The 17097-nt window shown below is 67.4% G+C and carries 19 protein-coding genes; 4 read left to right on the top strand and 15 right to left on the bottom strand.

What is annotated here, in order from left to right; all coding sequences use genetic code 11:
• Positions 1–28: 28 nt before the first annotated feature.
• Entirely contained in the window at positions 29–574 is a 546-nt protein-coding gene (infC, locus tag OCH239_RS11460) for a translation initiation factor IF-3 (RefSeq protein WP_037262577.1), read from the bottom strand.
• A 179-nt stretch (positions 575–753) separates the two neighbouring features.
• Here infC and OCH239_RS21695 point away from each other — a divergent pair, with 179 nt between their 5' ends.
• A complete protein-coding gene (locus OCH239_RS21695) occupies positions 754–1641 on the top strand; it encodes a hypothetical protein (protein ID WP_051489424.1) in 888 nt (295 codons plus the stop codon).
• A gap of 101 nt (positions 1642–1742) precedes the next feature.
• Positions 1743–2366 (top strand): hypothetical protein, encoded by a 624-nt coding sequence (locus OCH239_RS11470; RefSeq protein WP_037262580.1) that lies wholly within the window; start codon positions 1743–1745, stop codon positions 2364–2366.
• Positions 2367–2399: 33 nt separating this feature from the next.
• On the opposite strand, the gene OCH239_RS11475 is transcribed toward OCH239_RS11470, so the two are convergent.
• The 6 genes from OCH239_RS11475 to cysG form a co-directional block, all read right to left on the bottom strand.
• Positions 2400–3254: a ferredoxin--NADP reductase gene (locus OCH239_RS11475; protein WP_037262583.1), complete on the bottom strand. Its 855-nt coding sequence runs from the start codon at positions 3252–3254 to the stop codon at positions 2400–2402.
• Positions 3255–3327: 73 nt separating this feature from the next.
• The gene (locus tag OCH239_RS11480; RefSeq protein ID WP_037262586.1) at positions 3328–3729 is read right to left on the bottom strand and encodes a DUF934 domain-containing protein; all 402 of its coding nucleotides are present in this window, start codon (positions 3727–3729) and stop codon (positions 3328–3330) included.
• Positions 3726–4499: a phosphoadenylyl-sulfate reductase gene (locus tag OCH239_RS11485; protein ID WP_051489425.1), complete on the bottom strand. Its 774-nt coding sequence runs from the start codon at positions 4497–4499 to the stop codon at positions 3726–3728. The genes OCH239_RS11480 and OCH239_RS11485 overlap by 4 nt, the downstream gene beginning before the upstream one ends.
• Complete coding sequence (locus OCH239_RS11490; RefSeq protein ID WP_037262589.1) at positions 4489–6174, bottom strand: nitrite/sulfite reductase; 1686 nt, start codon at positions 6172–6174, stop codon at positions 4489–4491. Before OCH239_RS11490 ends, OCH239_RS11485 begins: the two co-directional genes overlap by 11 nt.
• A gap of 27 nt (positions 6175–6201) precedes the next feature.
• Positions 6202–6498: a DUF2849 domain-containing protein gene (locus tag OCH239_RS11495; RefSeq protein WP_037262592.1), complete on the bottom strand. Its 297-nt coding sequence runs from the start codon at positions 6496–6498 to the stop codon at positions 6202–6204.
• A complete protein-coding gene (cysG, locus tag OCH239_RS11500) occupies positions 6498–7907 on the bottom strand; it encodes a siroheme synthase CysG (RefSeq protein WP_037262594.1) in 1410 nt (469 codons plus the stop codon). Before cysG ends, OCH239_RS11495 begins: the two co-directional genes overlap by 1 nt.
• Positions 7908–8058: 151 nt before the next feature.
• Here cysG and OCH239_RS11505 point away from each other — a divergent pair, with 151 nt between their 5' ends.
• A complete protein-coding gene (locus OCH239_RS11505) occupies positions 8059–8517 on the top strand; it encodes an Lrp/AsnC family transcriptional regulator (protein WP_037262596.1) in 459 nt (152 codons plus the stop codon).
• A 19-nt stretch (positions 8518–8536) separates the two neighbouring features.
• Here OCH239_RS11505 and tpiA read toward each other — a convergent pair whose 3' ends face one another.
• The 7 genes from tpiA to OCH239_RS11540 all read right to left on the bottom strand — a co-directional run bounded on the left by tpiA (position 8537) and on the right by OCH239_RS11540 (position 14050).
• On the bottom strand, positions 8537–9286 hold the full coding sequence (tpiA, locus tag OCH239_RS11510; RefSeq protein WP_037262598.1) for a triose-phosphate isomerase: 750 nt from the start codon (positions 9284–9286) through the stop codon (positions 8537–8539).
• Positions 9287–9356: 70 nt separating this feature from the next.
• Positions 9357–9743: a HesB/IscA family protein gene (locus OCH239_RS11515; protein WP_037262600.1), complete on the bottom strand. Its 387-nt coding sequence runs from the start codon at positions 9741–9743 to the stop codon at positions 9357–9359.
• Positions 9744–9773: 30 nt separating this feature from the next.
• On the bottom strand, positions 9774–10334 hold the full coding sequence (locus OCH239_RS11520) for a sugar O-acetyltransferase (protein ID WP_037262602.1): 561 nt from the start codon (positions 10332–10334) through the stop codon (positions 9774–9776).
• Entirely contained in the window at positions 10331–11077 is a 747-nt protein-coding gene (locus OCH239_RS11525) for a DUF3307 domain-containing protein (RefSeq protein ID WP_244430345.1), read from the bottom strand. Before OCH239_RS11525 ends, OCH239_RS11520 begins: the two co-directional genes overlap by 4 nt.
• 163 nt (positions 11078–11240) lie before the next feature.
• Positions 11241–11876, bottom strand: a complete 636-nt coding sequence (locus OCH239_RS11530) for a hypothetical protein (protein WP_037262616.1) — start codon at positions 11874–11876, stop codon at positions 11241–11243.
• Between the two features lie 75 nt (positions 11877–11951).
• On the bottom strand, positions 11952–13619 hold the full coding sequence (locus tag OCH239_RS11535) for a mechanosensitive ion channel family protein (RefSeq protein WP_051489427.1): 1668 nt from the start codon (positions 13617–13619) through the stop codon (positions 11952–11954).
• Positions 13620–13687: 68 nt separating this feature from the next.
• Positions 13688–14050 (bottom strand): SUF system Fe-S cluster assembly protein, encoded by a 363-nt coding sequence (locus OCH239_RS11540; protein ID WP_037262617.1) that lies wholly within the window; start codon positions 14048–14050, stop codon positions 13688–13690.
• A 186-nt stretch (positions 14051–14236) separates the two neighbouring features.
• Here OCH239_RS11540 and ubiG point away from each other — a divergent pair, with 186 nt between their 5' ends.
• The gene (gene ubiG, locus OCH239_RS11545; protein ID WP_037262619.1) at positions 14237–14950 is read left to right on the top strand and encodes a bifunctional 2-polyprenyl-6-hydroxyphenol methylase/3-demethylubiquinol 3-O-methyltransferase UbiG; all 714 of its coding nucleotides are present in this window, start codon (positions 14237–14239) and stop codon (positions 14948–14950) included.
• A gap of 189 nt (positions 14951–15139) precedes the next feature.
• Here the strand turns inward: ubiG and putP are convergent, their stop codons facing one another.
• On the bottom strand, positions 15140–16609 hold the full coding sequence (gene putP, locus OCH239_RS11550; RefSeq protein ID WP_037262621.1) for a sodium/proline symporter PutP: 1470 nt from the start codon (positions 16607–16609) through the stop codon (positions 15140–15142).
• Positions 16610–17097: the final 488 nt, after the last annotated feature.

A 17097-nucleotide genomic window follows, 5' to 3' on the forward strand; every position in this document is an offset into this window, starting at 1 on the left:
CCCTCATCGCTCGGCCATCGGCCGGGGATCACTTCGTGGTCGGCCCGATCATCATGACCATCTGGCGGCCTTCCATCTTCGGCATGTTCTCGACCTTGCCGAGTTCCTTGACGTCGTCGGCCACCCGCTCGAGCAGCTCGCGCCCGAGGTTCTGGTGCGCCATCTCGCGTCCGCGGAAGCGCAGGGTGACCTTCACCTTGTCGCCGTTCTCGAGGAACTTGTAGACGTTCTTCATCTTCACGTCGTAGTCGTGGATGTCGGTGTTCGGACGGAACTTGACCTCCTTGACCTCGATCGTCTTCTGCTTCTTGCGCGCTTCGGCCTCGCGCTTCTGCTGTTCGTACTTGTACTTGCCGAAGTCCATGATCTTGCAGACCGGCGGCTTGGCGTTGGGAGAGATCTCCACGAGGTCGAGCCCCGCCTGTTCGGCGAGCTCCAGACCACGGGCCGGGGTCACCACCCCGACATTCTCGCCCTCTGGGCCAATCAGACGGATCTCGGCCACTCGGATTTTGTCGTTGACGCGGGGGCCGGTGTCGCGCGTGGGAGGCGCGTTGTGAGGTCTGCGGGCTATGACTTTGCTCCAGTCGTATGATTTCGGTCAGGGGCGCAAAATAGACGCGAGCCCCTTTGGAATCAAGCGCCAAAAGCCCCTTCTCGGGCAGCGGACTTGCGTCTTTCCGGGCGGAATGCAAGCTGCACCCTATCAGGCGGGCCGGTCCGGCGCGCCGGCAATCGGAAAGGCGGACAAGGATGACTTCAGGCAAGGGCATCGCGGGCGCAATCGTGGGCCTCTGGGTGATCGGCGCAGCAGCCGTCGCGACCGCGGACGACGCGCAACAGGCCGCCGAAGACGCCGAAACCGCGGCCGAGGACGCGGTCGAGACCGCCGAAGAGGCCACCACCGGGGCCAAGACCACCGTCCGCTCGGCGATCGAGGCTGCCGTCGGTGCTGCGGAGGAAACGGCAGCGCGCGCAGGCGAGGCCGCCGAAGAGGCGAAGGGCGCCGCGGGCGAGGCTGCCTCGGACGCGGTCAATCGCGCTACCGAAACAGCGGGCACAGGGGCAGACGCCGCCCGTGAGGCTGCCGAGAATGCCGCGCAAGCGGTGGAGGAGGTCGCCGAAAATCCTGGCGGCGAGAGCGCCGCCGCTGCGGACGAAGCCGCGGCCGCCGCCGCCAGTGCGGCCGAGGCTGCCCGCAAAGCCGCCGACGAGGCGCGCGCAGCTGCCTCGACCTCCGCAGACGAAGCCGACACCGCCGCCGCCGATGCGGCAAATTCCGCGGCCGACGCGGCCGGCGCTGCTGCAGATACCGCCGCCGATGCGGCTGCCGTCGCAGCGGAGGCCGCGGCCGAGGCGATGCAGCAGGATGGCGCGGCGGAGGTCCCGGCCGATCAGCCGCTTGCCGCGATCGCACGCGACATGGGAACGAGCCCTGCGGAACTGCTCGATCTGCTGACCGTCTCGGGCTACGATCACGACCGCGTCAGGATGCTTGTCGCGCAGGCGGAACTTGCGCCCGAGATTCAGGCCGAGACCCTGACCGCACTCGACGCGGCTCAATCCTCGCCGGACGATCTCGCGCCGGCTCTGGACACTCTGCGCGCGCATCTCGGCCTGCCGCCGCTGCCCGCCCAGTAGGGTAGTGGCCGGAAACGGCTAAAGACGAGTGCCTGACGCAGAATAATCTTTGGGCGTGATCGCGGAGCCTGTATCGTTGCGGAAGCAGAGGCAATCCGTACATGACCGAATCGTCCTTCTCCGCACAGCGCTACAACCCGACGGGGCTGATTGCCGGATTCGGCGCCTCGGTGTCGCTTGCGATTCTGGTGGTGGGCTGGTTCGGCGGGGTCGATCCTCTGGTCCGCGTGGCCGAGAGCCATCCCGCGACCATGCCCTCGGCGGCCGTGGGGTTTGCCGCGCTCTTCGGCGCGCTTCTGACGGTGTCGCACCCGCAGGCGCGATTCCTCGGCATCTGTGTCGCGATTTCCGTGGTGCTGCTGGGGCTGGGCAACGCCGTGAATCTGGGGACCGGTACGCGGCCGAACCTCGACATGCTCTTCGCCGACGGGCTGCTCGACGTGGACAGGCTCTCGGGCGTGACGTCCTCGGCGCTCGTCTTTGCGGCCGTTGGGGTCGTCGCGCTGACACTCGGTAGCCGACGCGCCACGGATCTCGCCGAAACGGGCGCATTGATCGGACTCTCGGGCACCGTCGCGACGCTTCTGGGTCACTCGTTCGACCCGCTGTCGATCTATTCGATCCAGTACCTCTCGGGGGTGTCGGAGTACGAGGCGGGTCTGTTCCTGCTGTTCTTCCTCGCGCTCCTCACCGCCGCGCGCAACAGAAAGGCCGCTCTCGTCTGAGGCGGCCTCTCGCGTCGGTACCGTCGGGCGATCTCAGTCGAGGAACGCCTTCTCGACCACGTAATGCTTGGGGTCGGAATTCGCGCCTTCCTCGAGCCCGTAGCCCTCGAGCAGCTCCTTGATCTCGAGATTGAAGGCGAGGTTGCCGCAGACCATCGCGCGGTCGGTCTCGGGCGAGAGCTGCGGCACGCCGAGATCCTCGAACACCTTGCCCGAGCGCATGAGATCGGTGATCCGGCCCATGACCGGGCTCTCCTCGCGCGTCGTCGTCGGGTAGTAGCGCAGCTTCTTGAGGTTCTCGGCGCCCAGAAGCTCCACGAGCAGCTCGTCCTCCGGGATCGACTTGATCAGCTCCGCACCGTAGGTCAGCTCTCCCACTTCGCGGCAGGTATGGGTGAGGATGATCTCGTCGTAATCCTCGAAGGTCTGCGGATCGCGCAGGAGCGACGCGAAGGGCGCGATGCCGGTCCCTGTCGCGAAGAGCCACAGCCGCTTGCCGGGCAGCAGCGCGTCATGGACGAGCGTGCCCACGGGCTTCGGCCGCAGGATGATCTCGTCGCCTTCCTTGATGTGCTGGAGCCGCGAGGTGAGCGGGCCGTCCTGCACCTTGATCGAGTAGAACTCGAGTTCCTCGTCCCAGGACGGCGAGGCGATGGAGTAGGCGCGCAAGAGAGGCTTCTGCTTGCCGGTCTTCTCGTCCAGCTCGCCCATCAGGCCGATCATCACGAACTCGCCCGAACGGAAGCGCAGGCTCGCGGGCCGCGTGCAGCGGAAGGAAAACAGCCTGTCGGTCCAGTGGGTGACCTGCGTCACCGTCTGCGCGTCGGGGAGGGTCGGCTGCTTTACCGGTTTTGCGGCTGTCTCGGTCACTCGGCTCTGCTCTGTCATCACGTATCCTGTCTCGCGACCTATAGGCCGCGTCCGGGGTGTCTTGCAAATGTCGGGAAGGTCGGCGCGGCGCTCAGCCGCGCACGCGCGCCTGATAATCGTGCGCCTGCCAGTTCGCCCGGAAGAGCCACTGGTCCTCTGGCTGCCGCTCGGCCAGCGCATCGTCGATCTCGACCTCGTCGAAGCCGCATCGCCGCGCCATCGCGTACTGGTCCGCGATCAAGTGGCCCTGCGCGCGCAGCCGTCCGCGATAGCCGCGCATCCGCAGGAGCCGCGCCAGCGTGAAGCCGCGCCCGTCCGCCGAGGACGGAAACGCGATCCGCACCATGCTGGTCCCCTCGGGCAGCGCGGCGAGCGCCGCAGGGTCGGTGTCGCTCGGCAGGTCGATGCCGGGGGCGCCTCCGTCCTCGAGCGACGCATATGTCCCGTTCCAGTCGTCCTGTCCGAAACCCTCGTCGGTGACGATCACGCTCATGTCGTCTCTCCTTGTCTCGCGGCGCGGCCGTTCACGAAGTGGATGCCGCATTCGTCCTTGTCCTCGCCCCGCCAGCGCCCGGCGCGCGGATCTTCGCCATCGGCCACCTTCGACGTGCAGGGCCAGCAGCCGATGCTGGGGTAGCCTTGGGAGACCAGCGGATGCCTGGGCAGGCGGTTCTCGTCCATGTAGGCGCGCACGTCCTCGGGCTGCCAATGGGCCAGCGGATTGACCTTGATCCGGCCGGTTTCCTCCTCGAGCTCGAAGAAGTCGAGCGTCGCGCGGCCCGTCGACTGGTAGCGCTTGCGCCCGGTGATCCAGCCGTCGAAACCCTGCAGCGCCCGCTCGAGCGGCACCGTCTTCCTCAGAGCGCAGCAGGCATCGGTGTCCGAGAAGCGCAGCGCGCCGTACGGATCGCGCTCCTTCATCAGCTCATCGTCCGTCCTGAGCACGCGCACGTCCTTGAGGCCGAGCCGCTCCGCCACCTCCTGCTGGTAGACCAGCGTCTCGGGGAAGAGGAGCCGCGTGTCGATGAAGAGCACCGGCGTCGTCCGGTCGGCGATGGCCACGAGGTGCAGAAGCGCCACCGACTCGGCGCCGAAGCTCGACACCATCGCGATGTCGCCCGCCTCGGGATCGCTCAGGGCGCCGCGCAGCACGTCCGTCGCACCGTGGTGGCGATAGCGCGCGTTGAGGCGCGCCACCCGCTCGCGCAGCGGTGCGAGATCCCGCACCGGCTGCGTCTGGCTCTCTACGCGCTCATGCCGCATTTGCCCGTGCCTCGGCGTCTGCTTTGGCTTTCTCCGGATAGAGCGCCGCCTTGAACGGCGCCATGCCGACCCGGCGGTAGGTCTGGATGAAGGTCTCCTCCGCGCTCTCGCGCTCGCTCATGTAGGTCTCGACGATGGTCTCCACCGCACCCACGATCTCGTCCGCGGAAAAGCCGGGGCCCGTCCGCTCGCCGAGGCTCGCGGTCTCGGTGTGATCGCCGCCGAGCGTCACCTGGTAATTCTCCACCCCCGCCCGGTCGAGGCCGAGGATGCCGATATGGCCGACATGGTGGTGACCGCAGGCGTTGATGCAGCCCGAGATCTTGATCTTCAGATCGCCGATCTCGTGCTCGATCTTCAGCTCGTCGAACCGCGTCGCGATCTGCTGCGCGATCGGGATCGACCGGGCCGTCGCCAGCGCGCAATAATCCATGCCCGGGCAGGCGATGATGTCAGACACGAGACCGATATTCGCCGTCGCGAGCCGGTGCGCCTTGAGGATCTTGTGCACCTCCGGCAGGTCCGACTTGTGCACGTGCGGCAGCACCACGTTCTGCTCGTGGCTGATGCGCAGCTCGTCGTGGCCGAAGCGCTCGGCGAGGTCCGCCATCACGCGCATCTGCTCGGATGTCGCGTCGCCCGGCGTCTCGCCATGCGCCTTGAGGCTGATCTGCGCGATCGCATAGCCGTCCGCCCGGTGCGCAAAGAGGTTGGTGTCCGCCCAGGCGCGGAAGGTCGGGTCGCTCTCGTAGGCCGCGTCATAGGCGTCCGTCGGGGCCTGCCGGAACTCCGGCGCCGCGAACTGCGCGGTGATCGCCGCCAGCATCTCCTGATCGACACCCGAGAAGAGCGGCTTCACCTCGGCAAAGCGCTCCTCCACGAGATCGCGGATCGCGTCGATGCCGTGCTCGTGCACGGTGATCTTGATGCGGCTCTTGAACTTGTTGTCCCGGCGGCCGAGCACGTTCCAGACCGACACGATCGCCTCGAGATAGGGCAGGAGATCGTCGCCCGACACGAAATCGGAAATGACCTTGCCGATCATCGGAGTCCGGCCGAGCCCGCCGCCCACCAGCACCTGGTAGCCGATCTCGCCGTCCCGCTCCACGATGCGGATGCCGATGTCGTGCGCGGCCGTCACCGCCCGGTCGTTCGGGCTGCCGGTGACCGCGATCTTGAACTTGCGCGGCATGAACTGGAACTCGGGATGGTCGGTCGACCATTGCCGGATCAGCTCCGCAACGGGCCGCGGGTCGGCGACCTCGTCCTCGGCTGCGCCTGCAAAATGGTCCGCGGTGACGTTCCGGATCGTATTACCGGAGGTCTGGATCGCGTGCATCTCGACCTCGGCGAGCGCGTCGAGCATGTCGGGAATGTCGCGCAGCTTCGGCCAGTTGTACTGGATGTTCTGCCGCGTGGTGAAGTGGCCGTAGCCCTTGTCCCACTTGTCCGCGATGTAGGCGAGCTGCGTCATCTGCGCAGAGCGCAGCGTGCCGTAGGGGATCGCGACCCGCAGCATGTAGGCGTGCAGCTGCAGGTAGAGCCCGTTCATCAGGCGCAGCGGCTTGAACTCTTCCTCGGTCAGGCTGCCGTCGATGCGGCGCTCGACCTGGGCGCGGAACTGCCGGTTCCGCTCGGCCACGAAAGCGGCGTCGAAGTCGTCGTAGCGATACATGTTGGTCTCCTTGGGCCGGCCGGGGGCTCAGCTCGCCTGCTTGCCGAGGAAATAGTTCGAGGGTCCGGTGCGGCGGAAGTCCTCGCGGAAATGGGTGGGCTCGGGGCCGGTCTCGCCCTCCGCCATGTCGGCGAGGTAGACGCCGGTCACTTCACCCACGCGGGCCTGCGCGTCGATCAGGCGCACCTGAGCGTCGGCCTCGTCGGTGATGAGCTCGGCTTGCGAAAGCTCGCGTGTCCAGCTGTCGTCGGCGGCGAGGTACACCACGTCGCCCTCGAGCAGGGCGTTGCCGGTGATGACCTTGGGAGTGAACTTGCGGGGCATCAGAGAGCCTCCTGCTGGGACATGAGTGTGACCGTCTCCTCGGCCGCCCGGGGGGCGAGGCCGTAGAGGACGAGCGCCGGGCCGGAGAGGTCCGCCTCGGCGAGATCGGCGGGAAGGGCCGACAGCGACGTCCCGATCACGCGCTGGTCGGCGCGCGAGGCGTTCTCGACCACGGTGACCGGTGTCGCGGGATCCGCGCCGTGCATCATCAGCCTACCTTGGATGAACCGCGAGGCCTTCTTGCCCATGTAGATCGCCGCGACCTCGCCGGTCTTGGCCAGCGCCTTCCAGTCGTGATCGGCGAAACCCTTCATGTCATGGCCGGTCAGCAGCCGCACCGAGGCGTTGCGCTCGCGCTTGGTCAGGCTCTGCCCGATCGTGGCGACGGCCGCGGACGCGGCAGTGATTCCGGGCACGACGGAATACGAAAGGCCCTCGGCGGTGACGGCCGCGACTTCCTCGTCGAGCCGGCCGAACACCGTCGGATCGCCCGATTTCAGCCGCACCACCTGCGCGCCCTCGCTCACGTGCCGCACGATCAGATCGTTGATGTCGGACTGCGATACGGAGGGCCCGAACCCCTCCTTGCCGGCCGAGATCATCAGTGCCTCGCGGCGGGCGAGTTCGAGGATCTCGGGGCTGATGAGCCGGTCGTGGATCACCACGTCCGCGGCGTCGAGCAGCTTGCGCGCCTTGAGCGTCAGAAGCTCGGGATCGCCCGGACCGGCACCCACGAAGGACACGTGACCCGGCGCCTGCTCCTCGGAGAGGTGCCGCGCGAGCAGATCGTCGAGCGCCCGCGCCGCGCTGTCGCGCGCATCGCCGTCCTCGACGCCGTCCACCGCGCGGGGGCCCGCGTCGAAGTAGTAATCCGCCCAGAAGTCGCGGCGCTTGCGGCCGAAGGGCAGCGCCTCGGCCATCTTGCGGAAGCCCTTGCCAACGCGCGCGAGCATCCCGAGCCGGCTCGGCAGCCGCGCTTCGAGTTCGGCCTTGATCGCGCGGGCGAGCACGGGCGCCGCGCCCTCGGTGCCGATCGCCACCGTCACCGGGTCGCGGTCGACGATCGCAGGCGTGATGAACTGGCTGTCCTCGAGGTTGTCGACGATGTTGATCATCGCGCCGTCCGCCCGCGCGATGGCGGCGGTGCGGGCATCCTCGGCCGCATCCTCGTCGGCGGCGTAGAAGAGCGCGGCGCAGGTCGCATCCCCGGGCTCCATCCCGCGGCGCACGAGGCGCAGGCGCCCCTCGGCGTCCCAGCCCTCGATCTCGGGCGCCGGGGCAGGGGCGAACACCGTCAGGTGCGCCTCGGTCTTCATCAGGAGCCGCAGCTTGGCCAGCGCCGCCTCGCCGCCGCCGGACAGGACGACGCGGCGGCCGGCGAGTGCTACGAAGATCGGGAAGTGCTGCATGTCTCACGCCTCCGGGTCGCGCCTTGGGTTCTCTCTGATATAGAATTTTGTCCCGGTTTCCTTCCAGTCCTCTGGCGAAACAAGGACGTTCGTTCTAAACGGGAGGCGGGGCAGGACGCGCGGTCCTGCAAACCGCAGAAGTGGGGAACACATGGTCCGCATCGACGACACCGACCGGAAAATCCTGATCGAGCTGCAGGAGGATGCCAGCCGCTCGCTTGACGAGATCGCCAAGGCGGTCGGCTCTTCCAAGACACCGGTGTGGAACCGCATCCGCAAGCTGCGCGAGGCCGGCGTGATCGGGCCGCAGACCGTGCGGCTCGACGCCGACGCGCTCGGCTTCGAGGCGTGCTTCTTCGTGCTGATCCGCACCTCAGAGCACGAGGCCGCCTGGCAGCGCCGCTTCCTCGCCGCGCTCAAGGCCCGCCCCGAGGTGCAGGAGGCGCACCGACTCGCCGGCGACATCGACTACATCCTCAAGGTCCGGGTCCGGAACGCGCGCGCCTACGACGCCTTCTACCAGGCGCTGATTTCGGAGGTGAAGGTGCACAACGTTACCGCGCTCCTGTCGATGGAGGAGATCAAGTCCACGACCGCCTTGCCGCTCTGACAGGAGTGCCGAGCCGTGGTCAGGCTGCGCCGAGCGCCTCGACGATGGGCAGGAAATCCCCGGCCTTGAGGCTCGCGCCGCCGACGAGCGCGCCATCGACATTGGACGTCGCGAAGATCTCGGCCGCGTTCCCGGCCTTCACGCTGCCGCCGTAGAGCAGGCGAATGGCCTTGCCGGTCTCGTCGCCGAAGCGCTCGCGCAGCGCGGCGCGCATGGCGTCGTGCACCTCGGCGATCTGCGGCGGCTCCGCCACGCGCCCCGTTCCGATCGCCCAGATCGGCTCGTAGGCGACGACGAGGTTCTCGGCCGTCGCGCCTTCGGGGATCGACCCGTCGAGCTGCCGGCGCACCACGTCCAGCGTCTCGTCCGCCTCGCGCTGCGCGAGGCTCTCGCCGCAGCAGAGGATCACGCTCAACTCCGCGTCCCACGCGGCCTGCACCTTGGCGGCGACGTCGGCGTCGGTCTCGCCGTGATCTTGCCGGCGCTCGGAATGGCCGAGGATCACGTAGGTCGCGCCCGCGTCCTTCAGCATCTCGGCCGAGACGTCGCCCGTATGCGCGCCCGCGGCCTCCGCATGGCAATCCTGTCCGCCGATGGCGAGGTTGCCCTTGGCGCGCTCGGCGGCCGCCGCCACCAGCGTAAAGGGCGGGCAGATCGCCACCTCGGGCATGTCGTCCGCGCCGATCGCGGCAGCGATGGTATCGAGTTCCGAAAGTGCGGCCTCAAGGCCGTTCATCTTCCAGTTTCCGGCGGCGAGCTTGCGAGCCATGAGGCCTCCCGATGATGTGAGATTCCGCGCCATCATCGGGAGGCGCGCGGCAGGGTCAAGGGCGGCGCTGTCAGCCCGCGCTGCCCTCACGCTCGGACGACAGAGCGTCCACGTCCTTGAACTTGATCGATTCTCCGCATCCGCAGGCATCGACCACGTTGGGGTTGCGGAACTTGAACCCCGATTCCAGCAGCGAGGTCTCGTAATCGATCTCGGTGCCGAAGAGGAACATCTGCGCCATCGGGGCGATCAGCACCCGCGCGCCGTCCTGCTCCACGACCTCGTCGTGGCCATCCGCGGCGTCCACGTAGTCCATGGTGTATTCCATGCCCGCGCAGCCGCCCTTCTTGACCCCGATCTTGAGGCCGTAGCGGCCGTCGCTGGTCATGAGTTTCGAGATCTGCCGGACCGCCGCGTCGGTCATGGTCACGGGGGCCTGGCCGGGTATGCCGAACATGGGGGCGTCTCCTTTGCCTGTCCGACAAAATTAGTCGGTGATGCCGCCTCGAACAAGGGGGCGCGCCGGATTGCCCACGACCGTCGCGCCTTCGGCGACGTCCTTCGTCACCACAGCGCCCGCGCCGATATTGGCCCCGTCGCCCACCGTGACCCCGGGCAGGATGATGGCGCCGCCGCCAATCCAGACGGACCTGCCGATGGTCACCGGCCTGCCGTTCTCGAGGCCCTTGTCGCGCGTGGCGCGGTCCCGCGGATGGTCCGCGGCGAGGATCTGGCAATAGGGCCCCACCTGCGTGTCGTCGCCGATGGCGATCGCGCAGACATCGAGCAGGATGCAGCCGTGATTGAGAAAGACGCGGGCGCCGAGCGTGACGTTGAAGCCGTAATCCATGTGCACCGGCGCGCGCACCTCGGTGCCCTCGCCGATCCCGGCCAGCACCGAGGACAGCAGCTCCGTCCGTCCCAGATCCCCGAAGATGGTGGTGTTGTAGTCCCGCAAGAGCGCCTGCACCCGCTTGCGGTCCGCCACCAGCTCGGTGTCGCCGGGATCGTAGAGCTCTCCGGCGATCATCTTCTCGCGTTCGGTCATGGCATGTCTCCCTGTGATGTGAGCCAGATCGCCGCCGCGGCGGCGGCGAGTGCCCAGCCGACCGAGGCGAGCGTGCCCAGGATGATGGTTTCCGCCGCGGCCCGGTCGCCGCGCGTCGATTCGAAGCGCAGGACGGATTTTGCGGCAAGGAGGAAGGCCACGCCCGAAAGCTGGCCGGTGACCACGAGCCCGTAGGCGACAAGCCGTTCGAGCTCGCCGATCCGGGCCCCGGCATCCGGCAGTCCGGGCTGGGGCGCAGGCCGCACGGTCAGCGCGGCTCCGGTCTGCCGCGGCGGGTGAGGAAGGGCCGAGAGGAGCTTCTCGACGGCGAACCGTCCTCCCCGCACCGCGGCGAGGCCGAGCGCGAGATGCACCATGATCGCGGGCAGCGCCTCGGGTCCGATCGCGGCCCAGACGCTGTCGGCCCAGAGTTGCGGAAAGAGCGCCGAGGCCGCGGCGAGGCTCGCCACATGCGCCGCCTGATCGACGAGGAAGGGCGCGAGAGTGTCGCCGAACTGCCGCTTGATCCGGTCGATGCCGGCATGGACCGCCGCGATCGCGAGTGGCACGAGGAACGCCTCGGCGCTCGGTCCCTGCACGATCAGGAACGTCGCGCCGAGGACCGTCGCCGCATGGGCGAGCTGCACCCGCAGGGCGTCCTTCCCGCGCACCATCGCGGCGGTCTGGAGCACAAAATCCGCAAGGACATGCGCCAGAAGCAGCGCGGCGAAGGTCGCGGCCATGTCGCTCACGGTCGCTCTCCGCCTTTTGCGCGGAGGGACAGGCTTCCGAGCCTGTAATGCCCGGTACAGGTTCCGGTGCCTGATTTGTTAACAGGCTCATTGGCCTGTAATGTAAAATACAGGCTTTTGAGCCTGTTTATAGAGGGGGCCGATGCCGACCCCATCACGGCGATCCGCCCAAAGCGTCTTCAAACGCCTCCAGCGCCTCCGTCATTGCCGCGAAACCTGCCGCGTCGAGCCTGTCCGCGATGCTCTGCTGCGTGACGCCGAGCGTCGCCGCAAGACTCGTCTGAGAGATCGCGGAGGGCTGCAGAAGCGGCCAAACCACCTCGCCCTGCAAGCGCGTCCAGCCGCCTGCGAGCGTATCGCAAAGCGCGACCAGCGCCGGAGCAAGCGGCGGCACCGCCTGCGGGGAGAGGACGAGCCGACGCGACCGGCCCATCCTCTCGAGCATGTCCGCGGCCGCATAGAATGCCGGCCCGTCGCCGTCCGACAGGTCGGCCGATCCCAGGGACTTCACCCCGCCAAGGCCGATCCCGATGCGCGTCTCCGGCAGATCCCGCGCTCGCAGATAGGCTCTGATGCAGAGAGCGACCCGCAGCGCCCGCGCGCCGTCGGGCACCGCCGCCTGCCAACCGTCGCCGCGGGACCGGGTCAGCCGCGCCGGCCCCCCGGACCACCCCTCGACACCCGAGAACGCCTCGCCCAGGGCAGCGAATACGGCGGCCGTGCCGTCGGTGCCGATCTTGCGCGACCCGACGATGTCGCCGGTCAGAATTGCCATTGTGTCGAGCGTCACGTGCGTCCCTCCGCCGCCGAGTAGTGACACAGACCACCGCAAGGGCAAGCCGGGCGCAGGAAAAAGGCGACCCTGTCAGGCCTCCATCGGCGAGATATTGGGAAACATCGGCCGTGCCTCGGTATCCACCTTCGCGACCTCGTTCAGCATGCGCTCGCGCACCTCGCAGATGCGCGCCCAGGCGGCGTTGGGATCGGGGCAGGGGACGAGGAACAGGACCTCCATCCCGAACGCGTCGTGCCCGGCGATGTAGACGCCCCGGTCATCCGCGAGCGCCTTCTCGTCCTCATTGTCGAGCTCGTCGAGCACCTCGTAGAACCGCGCGCGCAGTTCCTCGACCCGTGCGGTATGGGCCAGCTTGAGCCGTACCTCGCCGATCTGCGCGGGATCGCGCATCGTCCAGTTCTCGAACGGCTCCTCGACGAAGTCGATCACCGGCACGACGATGCGCTTGCCGGTCCATTCGCGCAGCTGGACGTAGGTGAAGTGGATGCGCTCGACCGAACAGAGATGCCCTTGAAAGACGATCTTGTCGCCGATCCGCGCCGACTGGTTCAGGGCGATCTGCAGGCTCGCCATGATGTTCGAGAGCATGTTGCGCGCCGCGAAGGCCAGCACGATGGTGAAGGCGCCCGCCGACGCCAGCAGCGAGAAGCCGAGCGTCTGCATGACGTTGGCCTCGCGCAGCACGATGCCCGCCCCGGCGATCGTGACAACGACGATCATCGCCCGGCGCACCGCGGCGACCTTGGTGGCCATCGCACGCTTCTTTTCCTGACCCTCGCCGGTATCCATCAGCGCGTCGCCGTCGAAAGTCACCAGCCGGTCCATCAGCGCGTCGGCCACGTTGATGATTGCCCAGATCGTCGCCATCACGAAGAAGATCGCGATCACCGGCGTCAGCAGCGTGTCGATCCGCCCGGAAAAGAGAAAGAGGTTCTGCGTGACCAGCGTCAGCGTCGTCGCCACCACCGTTAGGACAGCGGGCGGGCGCAGCGCGACCATCAGCGAGTCGCTGCCGAAGTCGCGCCGGTCGCGGCCGAGCCCCCGGGACATCAGGTTGTAGGTCAGCCGCCCGAGCATCAGCGAGAGCGTGATTACCAGCGGCAGGCCGATCACCTCCCACCACCTCAGGCCCCAGAACGCCCGCTCGCGCAGGAGATCCGGCATAAGCTCCTCGAGCCGCGAGGGTCCGTAGAGCGAGAAGAGGGCGGGCACGTTGTCGACGGTCTGGCGCGAGAACACCCAGACCGGATCGCTGCCCTCCTCCTGAAGACGGTTCAGCCGCAGGCTCACGGGGCGGCTGTCGAGTTCCACAAGCGCCAGCAGGATCGAGCGCCGCGGCTCGCCCGCCATTGCGCTTTCCGACGCGGCGCGCGCATCGAGCGCGTCGGGCCGGTCGAGAAGCTGGTACCAGTTCACAACGATCTTGCGGTCGATGACCGTGAAGAGCTGTTCTGCGAGATCGGGGCCGACCTCGGCCTGCTCGTCTTCAGGCCAGCCGGCCAGATCGAGAAGATGCGCAGCGGCCTGCCATTTCTCGTGTCGGCCGAGGTAGAGAAAGCTTTCGATCGCCGACCGGGGCGTCGTCCGGTCTATTCCGTCCGGTGTGTCACCGAGACCGGGATTGAGCTCCCGGACCTCGTACCAAGAGGTCGTGCCTGCGTTTTCCTGCGCCGACATCGGCGACGCGAGCAGGATGAGGGCGACAAGGCAGGCTAGGACGGATCGCAGGCGACGCATGTGTTGCGAACCCGCACGCGCCGCGCGGGTTCCATCCGTGTTTGCGTCAGACGTCCCTCACGGGCCGCTTACATGAAGCCGAGCTCGAGCCGCGCCTCGTCCGACATCATGTCCATGCCCCAGGGCGGCTCCCAGGTGAGGTCCACGTCCACCCGCTTGACCCCGCCGATGGGCTCGATCGCATCGGCGATCCAGCCCGGCATCTCGCCCGCGACCGGGCACCCCGGTGCGGTCAGCGTCATGGTGATGTGCACCTCGTTCTCGGCCGAGATGTCGATCGTGTAGACGAGCCCGAGATCGTAGATGTTCACCGGGATCTCCGGGTCGTAGACGCCGCGGCACGCCTCCACCACCTGATCGTAGAGCGGGTGGTCTGTGGAAGACGGCGCGATCAGCGGCGCGCCTTCGAGCTTTGGGCTGGCCTCGGTCATGAACCGGTCCTCTCCGTCGATTACCTTAGCGTTCATATAGGGAATGGCGGCGACACGGTAAAGCCGTCGCGGCTCGCACCGCCGATTGCCGTCGCGCCCTCCCTGCTGGAAGCGGCGCGGCTGTGGCATAGCTTCCGTCGGACGACCCACACGTCCGCGCAGCCATCTCCCCGGAGCCCGACGCCCATGGCAAAGTCCGCCCGCAACGACTTGAAGATCTACGACGACGTCGCCGCGAAATGGTGGTCCGACGAAATCCGCTGGGTCCGCACGCTCAAGAACCTCGTCCCGGGCCGTCTTGCCTTCTTCGACCGGCACATCGACTGGCAGGGCAAGCGCGTTCTCGATCTTGGCTGCGCGGGCGGCTTCATGGCCGAGCCATTGGCCAGGCGCGGTGCGATCGTCACGGGCCTCGACCCCGCCACGGCGGCAATCGACGCCGCACGCAGCCATGCCGCGCAGGAGGATCTGGAGATCACCTACGAGGTCGGTGCGGGCGAGGACATGCCCTATGCCGACGCGAGCTTCGACGCCGTGGTCTGCGTCGACGTGCTCGAACATGTCCGCGACCGGGCCCGGGTCCTTTCTGAGACCGCACGCATCCTGCGCCAGGGCGGCCTGTTTCTCTTCGACACGATCAACCGCAACTGGATCGCCCGGTTCGGCGCGATCACCATGGCCGAGGACGTGATCGGCATCCTGCCGAAGGGGACCCACGATCCCGAGATGTTCATCCGTCCGGACGAGCTTCGCGCGGAACTGGAGCGGGCGGGCCTCGAGCCCGGTCCCTTCACGGGCCTCGGCCCCCGCGGCATCACCCGACGCGGCGATCCCACCTTCGGTCCCCTCCCGGTCCAGACCGTTCAATACATGGGCCTCGCCAGTAGAGAGGCCCGGTAACCACGCGCCACCGTGGCGCCGTGGGCGCTACGGGAAGCGGGCGGCATCCCGATCGGGATGACGTGCCGAATTCCACTGTGGAGGGTCGTAAGGCCGTCCGTCGGATGGTTTTAAGACAAGTGAAGGCTGCCTCAATCAGTGCACGCGACCGGAAGGGATTTCCCGGCCGCGTTCATGGTTAAAGCTCCGTCACTCGGCGGGGACCTCGCGGAACTCGTTCTGCTCCTGCCCCATGAGGCTCACCGCGATGATCGCGATGAAGGCTGCGATGAAGCCGGGGATGATCTCGTAGATCCCTGGCCCGCCCAGGAATTCGCCGTTCCAGCCGAGCGAGATCCAGAGGATCACGGTGGCTGCGCCGACAACGAGACCCGCGACCGCCCCAGCGCCCGTCATCCGGCGCCATGTCAGGGACAGGATGACGAGCGGGCCGAAGGCCGCGCCGAAGCCCGCCCAGGCGTTGGCGACTAGGCCGAGGACCTGGCTTTCGGGATCGGCCGCGATGAAGGCAGCCACGATGCCGACGGCGACCACCGCAACGCGCCCCACCGTGACGATCTCGCCCTCGCCGGCATCCTTGCGCAGGAAGAGGCGGTAGAAATCCTCGGCGAGCGACGAGGACGAGACGAGCAGCTGGCTCGAGACGGTGGACATGATCGCGGCGAGCAGCGCGGCGAAGAGGAAGCCGGTCACCAGCGGAATGAACAGCATGTCGGCGAGAAGGATGAAGATCGTCTCCGAATCCTCGACGCTCACCCCATTGCGCTCGGCATAGGCGCGCCCGAAGATGCCGACGCCCACGGCGCCGATCAGCGAGATGCCCATCCAGACCATGGCGATGTTGCGGGCGGTGGCGACGGCGGCGACGCTTTTGATCGCCATGAAGCGGACAATGATGTGCGGCTGGCCGAAATAGCCGAGACCCCAGGTGACCGCAGAGAGAAATCCGATGAAGGTCAGCCCCTCGGTGAGCGAGAGGAACGAGGGATCGACCTCCGCGAGCGTGTTCGACGCCTGGTCGAAGCCGCCGCCATCCCCGGCGAAGAGGACGACGATCGGTATCACGATCAGGGCGAGCATCATGATGCAGCCCTGGACGAAGTCGGTGAGGCTCACGGCGAGAAACCCGCCGACCACGGTATAGGTGAGCACGACGCCCAGGGTGACCCAGACGCCCGTGAGGTAGCCGCCGTCGAATGCGCTCTGGAAGAGCTTCCCGCCGGCGACGAGGCCCGAGGCGGTGTAGACCGCGAAGAAGATCACGATGATCACGGCCGACACGATCCGCAGCGCGGTCGCTTGGGTGGGAAACCTGTTGGCAAGGAAGGACGGAATGGTCAGGGAATTGTCGTAGCGCTCGGTCTGCTCGCGCAGGCGCGGGGCCACGACGACCCAGTTGACCAATGCGCCGAGGAAGAGGCCGATGCCGATCCAGGCTTCGACGAGGCCCGACGCGTAGAGCGCTCCGGGCAGGCCGAGCAGGAGCCAGCCGCTCATGTCCGACGCGCCAGCGGAAAGCGCGGCGACAGCCGGCGGGAGATTGCGGCCGCCGAGCAGGTATTGCTCGGAATCGGAGGTCGATTTCCGGTACGCGTAATACCCTATTCCGAGCATGAGCGCGAAATACGCGATCAGGATGATCCAGATGCCTGCTTGCATGATGTCTCCCTTTCATTTCGTCCGTGGCAGAACTGCGATCCTGACCATCCCACCATGCAAATAGCGATCATTCACCTTGCGTAAAGCGAAGCGGATCGCCGGGCCGGGCTCATTCGGGCGCGCGGGAATGCGGAAATCGACGCAAGAGCCAATGCATGGTCCTGATCCACCGCATCTTCGGACCAGGCAGATTATTGAGTGTCTTGTTGAGTAGGTGCGACCGTGACCGTGCGCAGGCATCTCCCCGATGATCATGCGTGAGCAACGGTTGTCCGTCACTTCCGGCGGAGATGCGCCCGTGGCGCGAGATCTCATAGGAATCGACGCATCTCGGTCGACCCCGGAAGCGAAGGTGAGGCGATCGTGGCAGGACTGAAGCGCCACGGACCGTCCCGGCTTGGGGGCCTGTGGCAGCTTTCCGTTGATGCGCCTTCTCGCTGCCGCGCCCGCGCCTGTGGTTTGCGTGTGCTGAGCGGGGTTTTTGAGCG

The sequence above is a fragment of the Roseivivax halodurans JCM 10272 genome (genome assembly GCF_000521785.1).
In the GTDB taxonomy this organism is placed as follows: Bacteria; Pseudomonadota; Alphaproteobacteria; order Rhodobacterales; family Rhodobacteraceae; genus Roseivivax; species Roseivivax halodurans.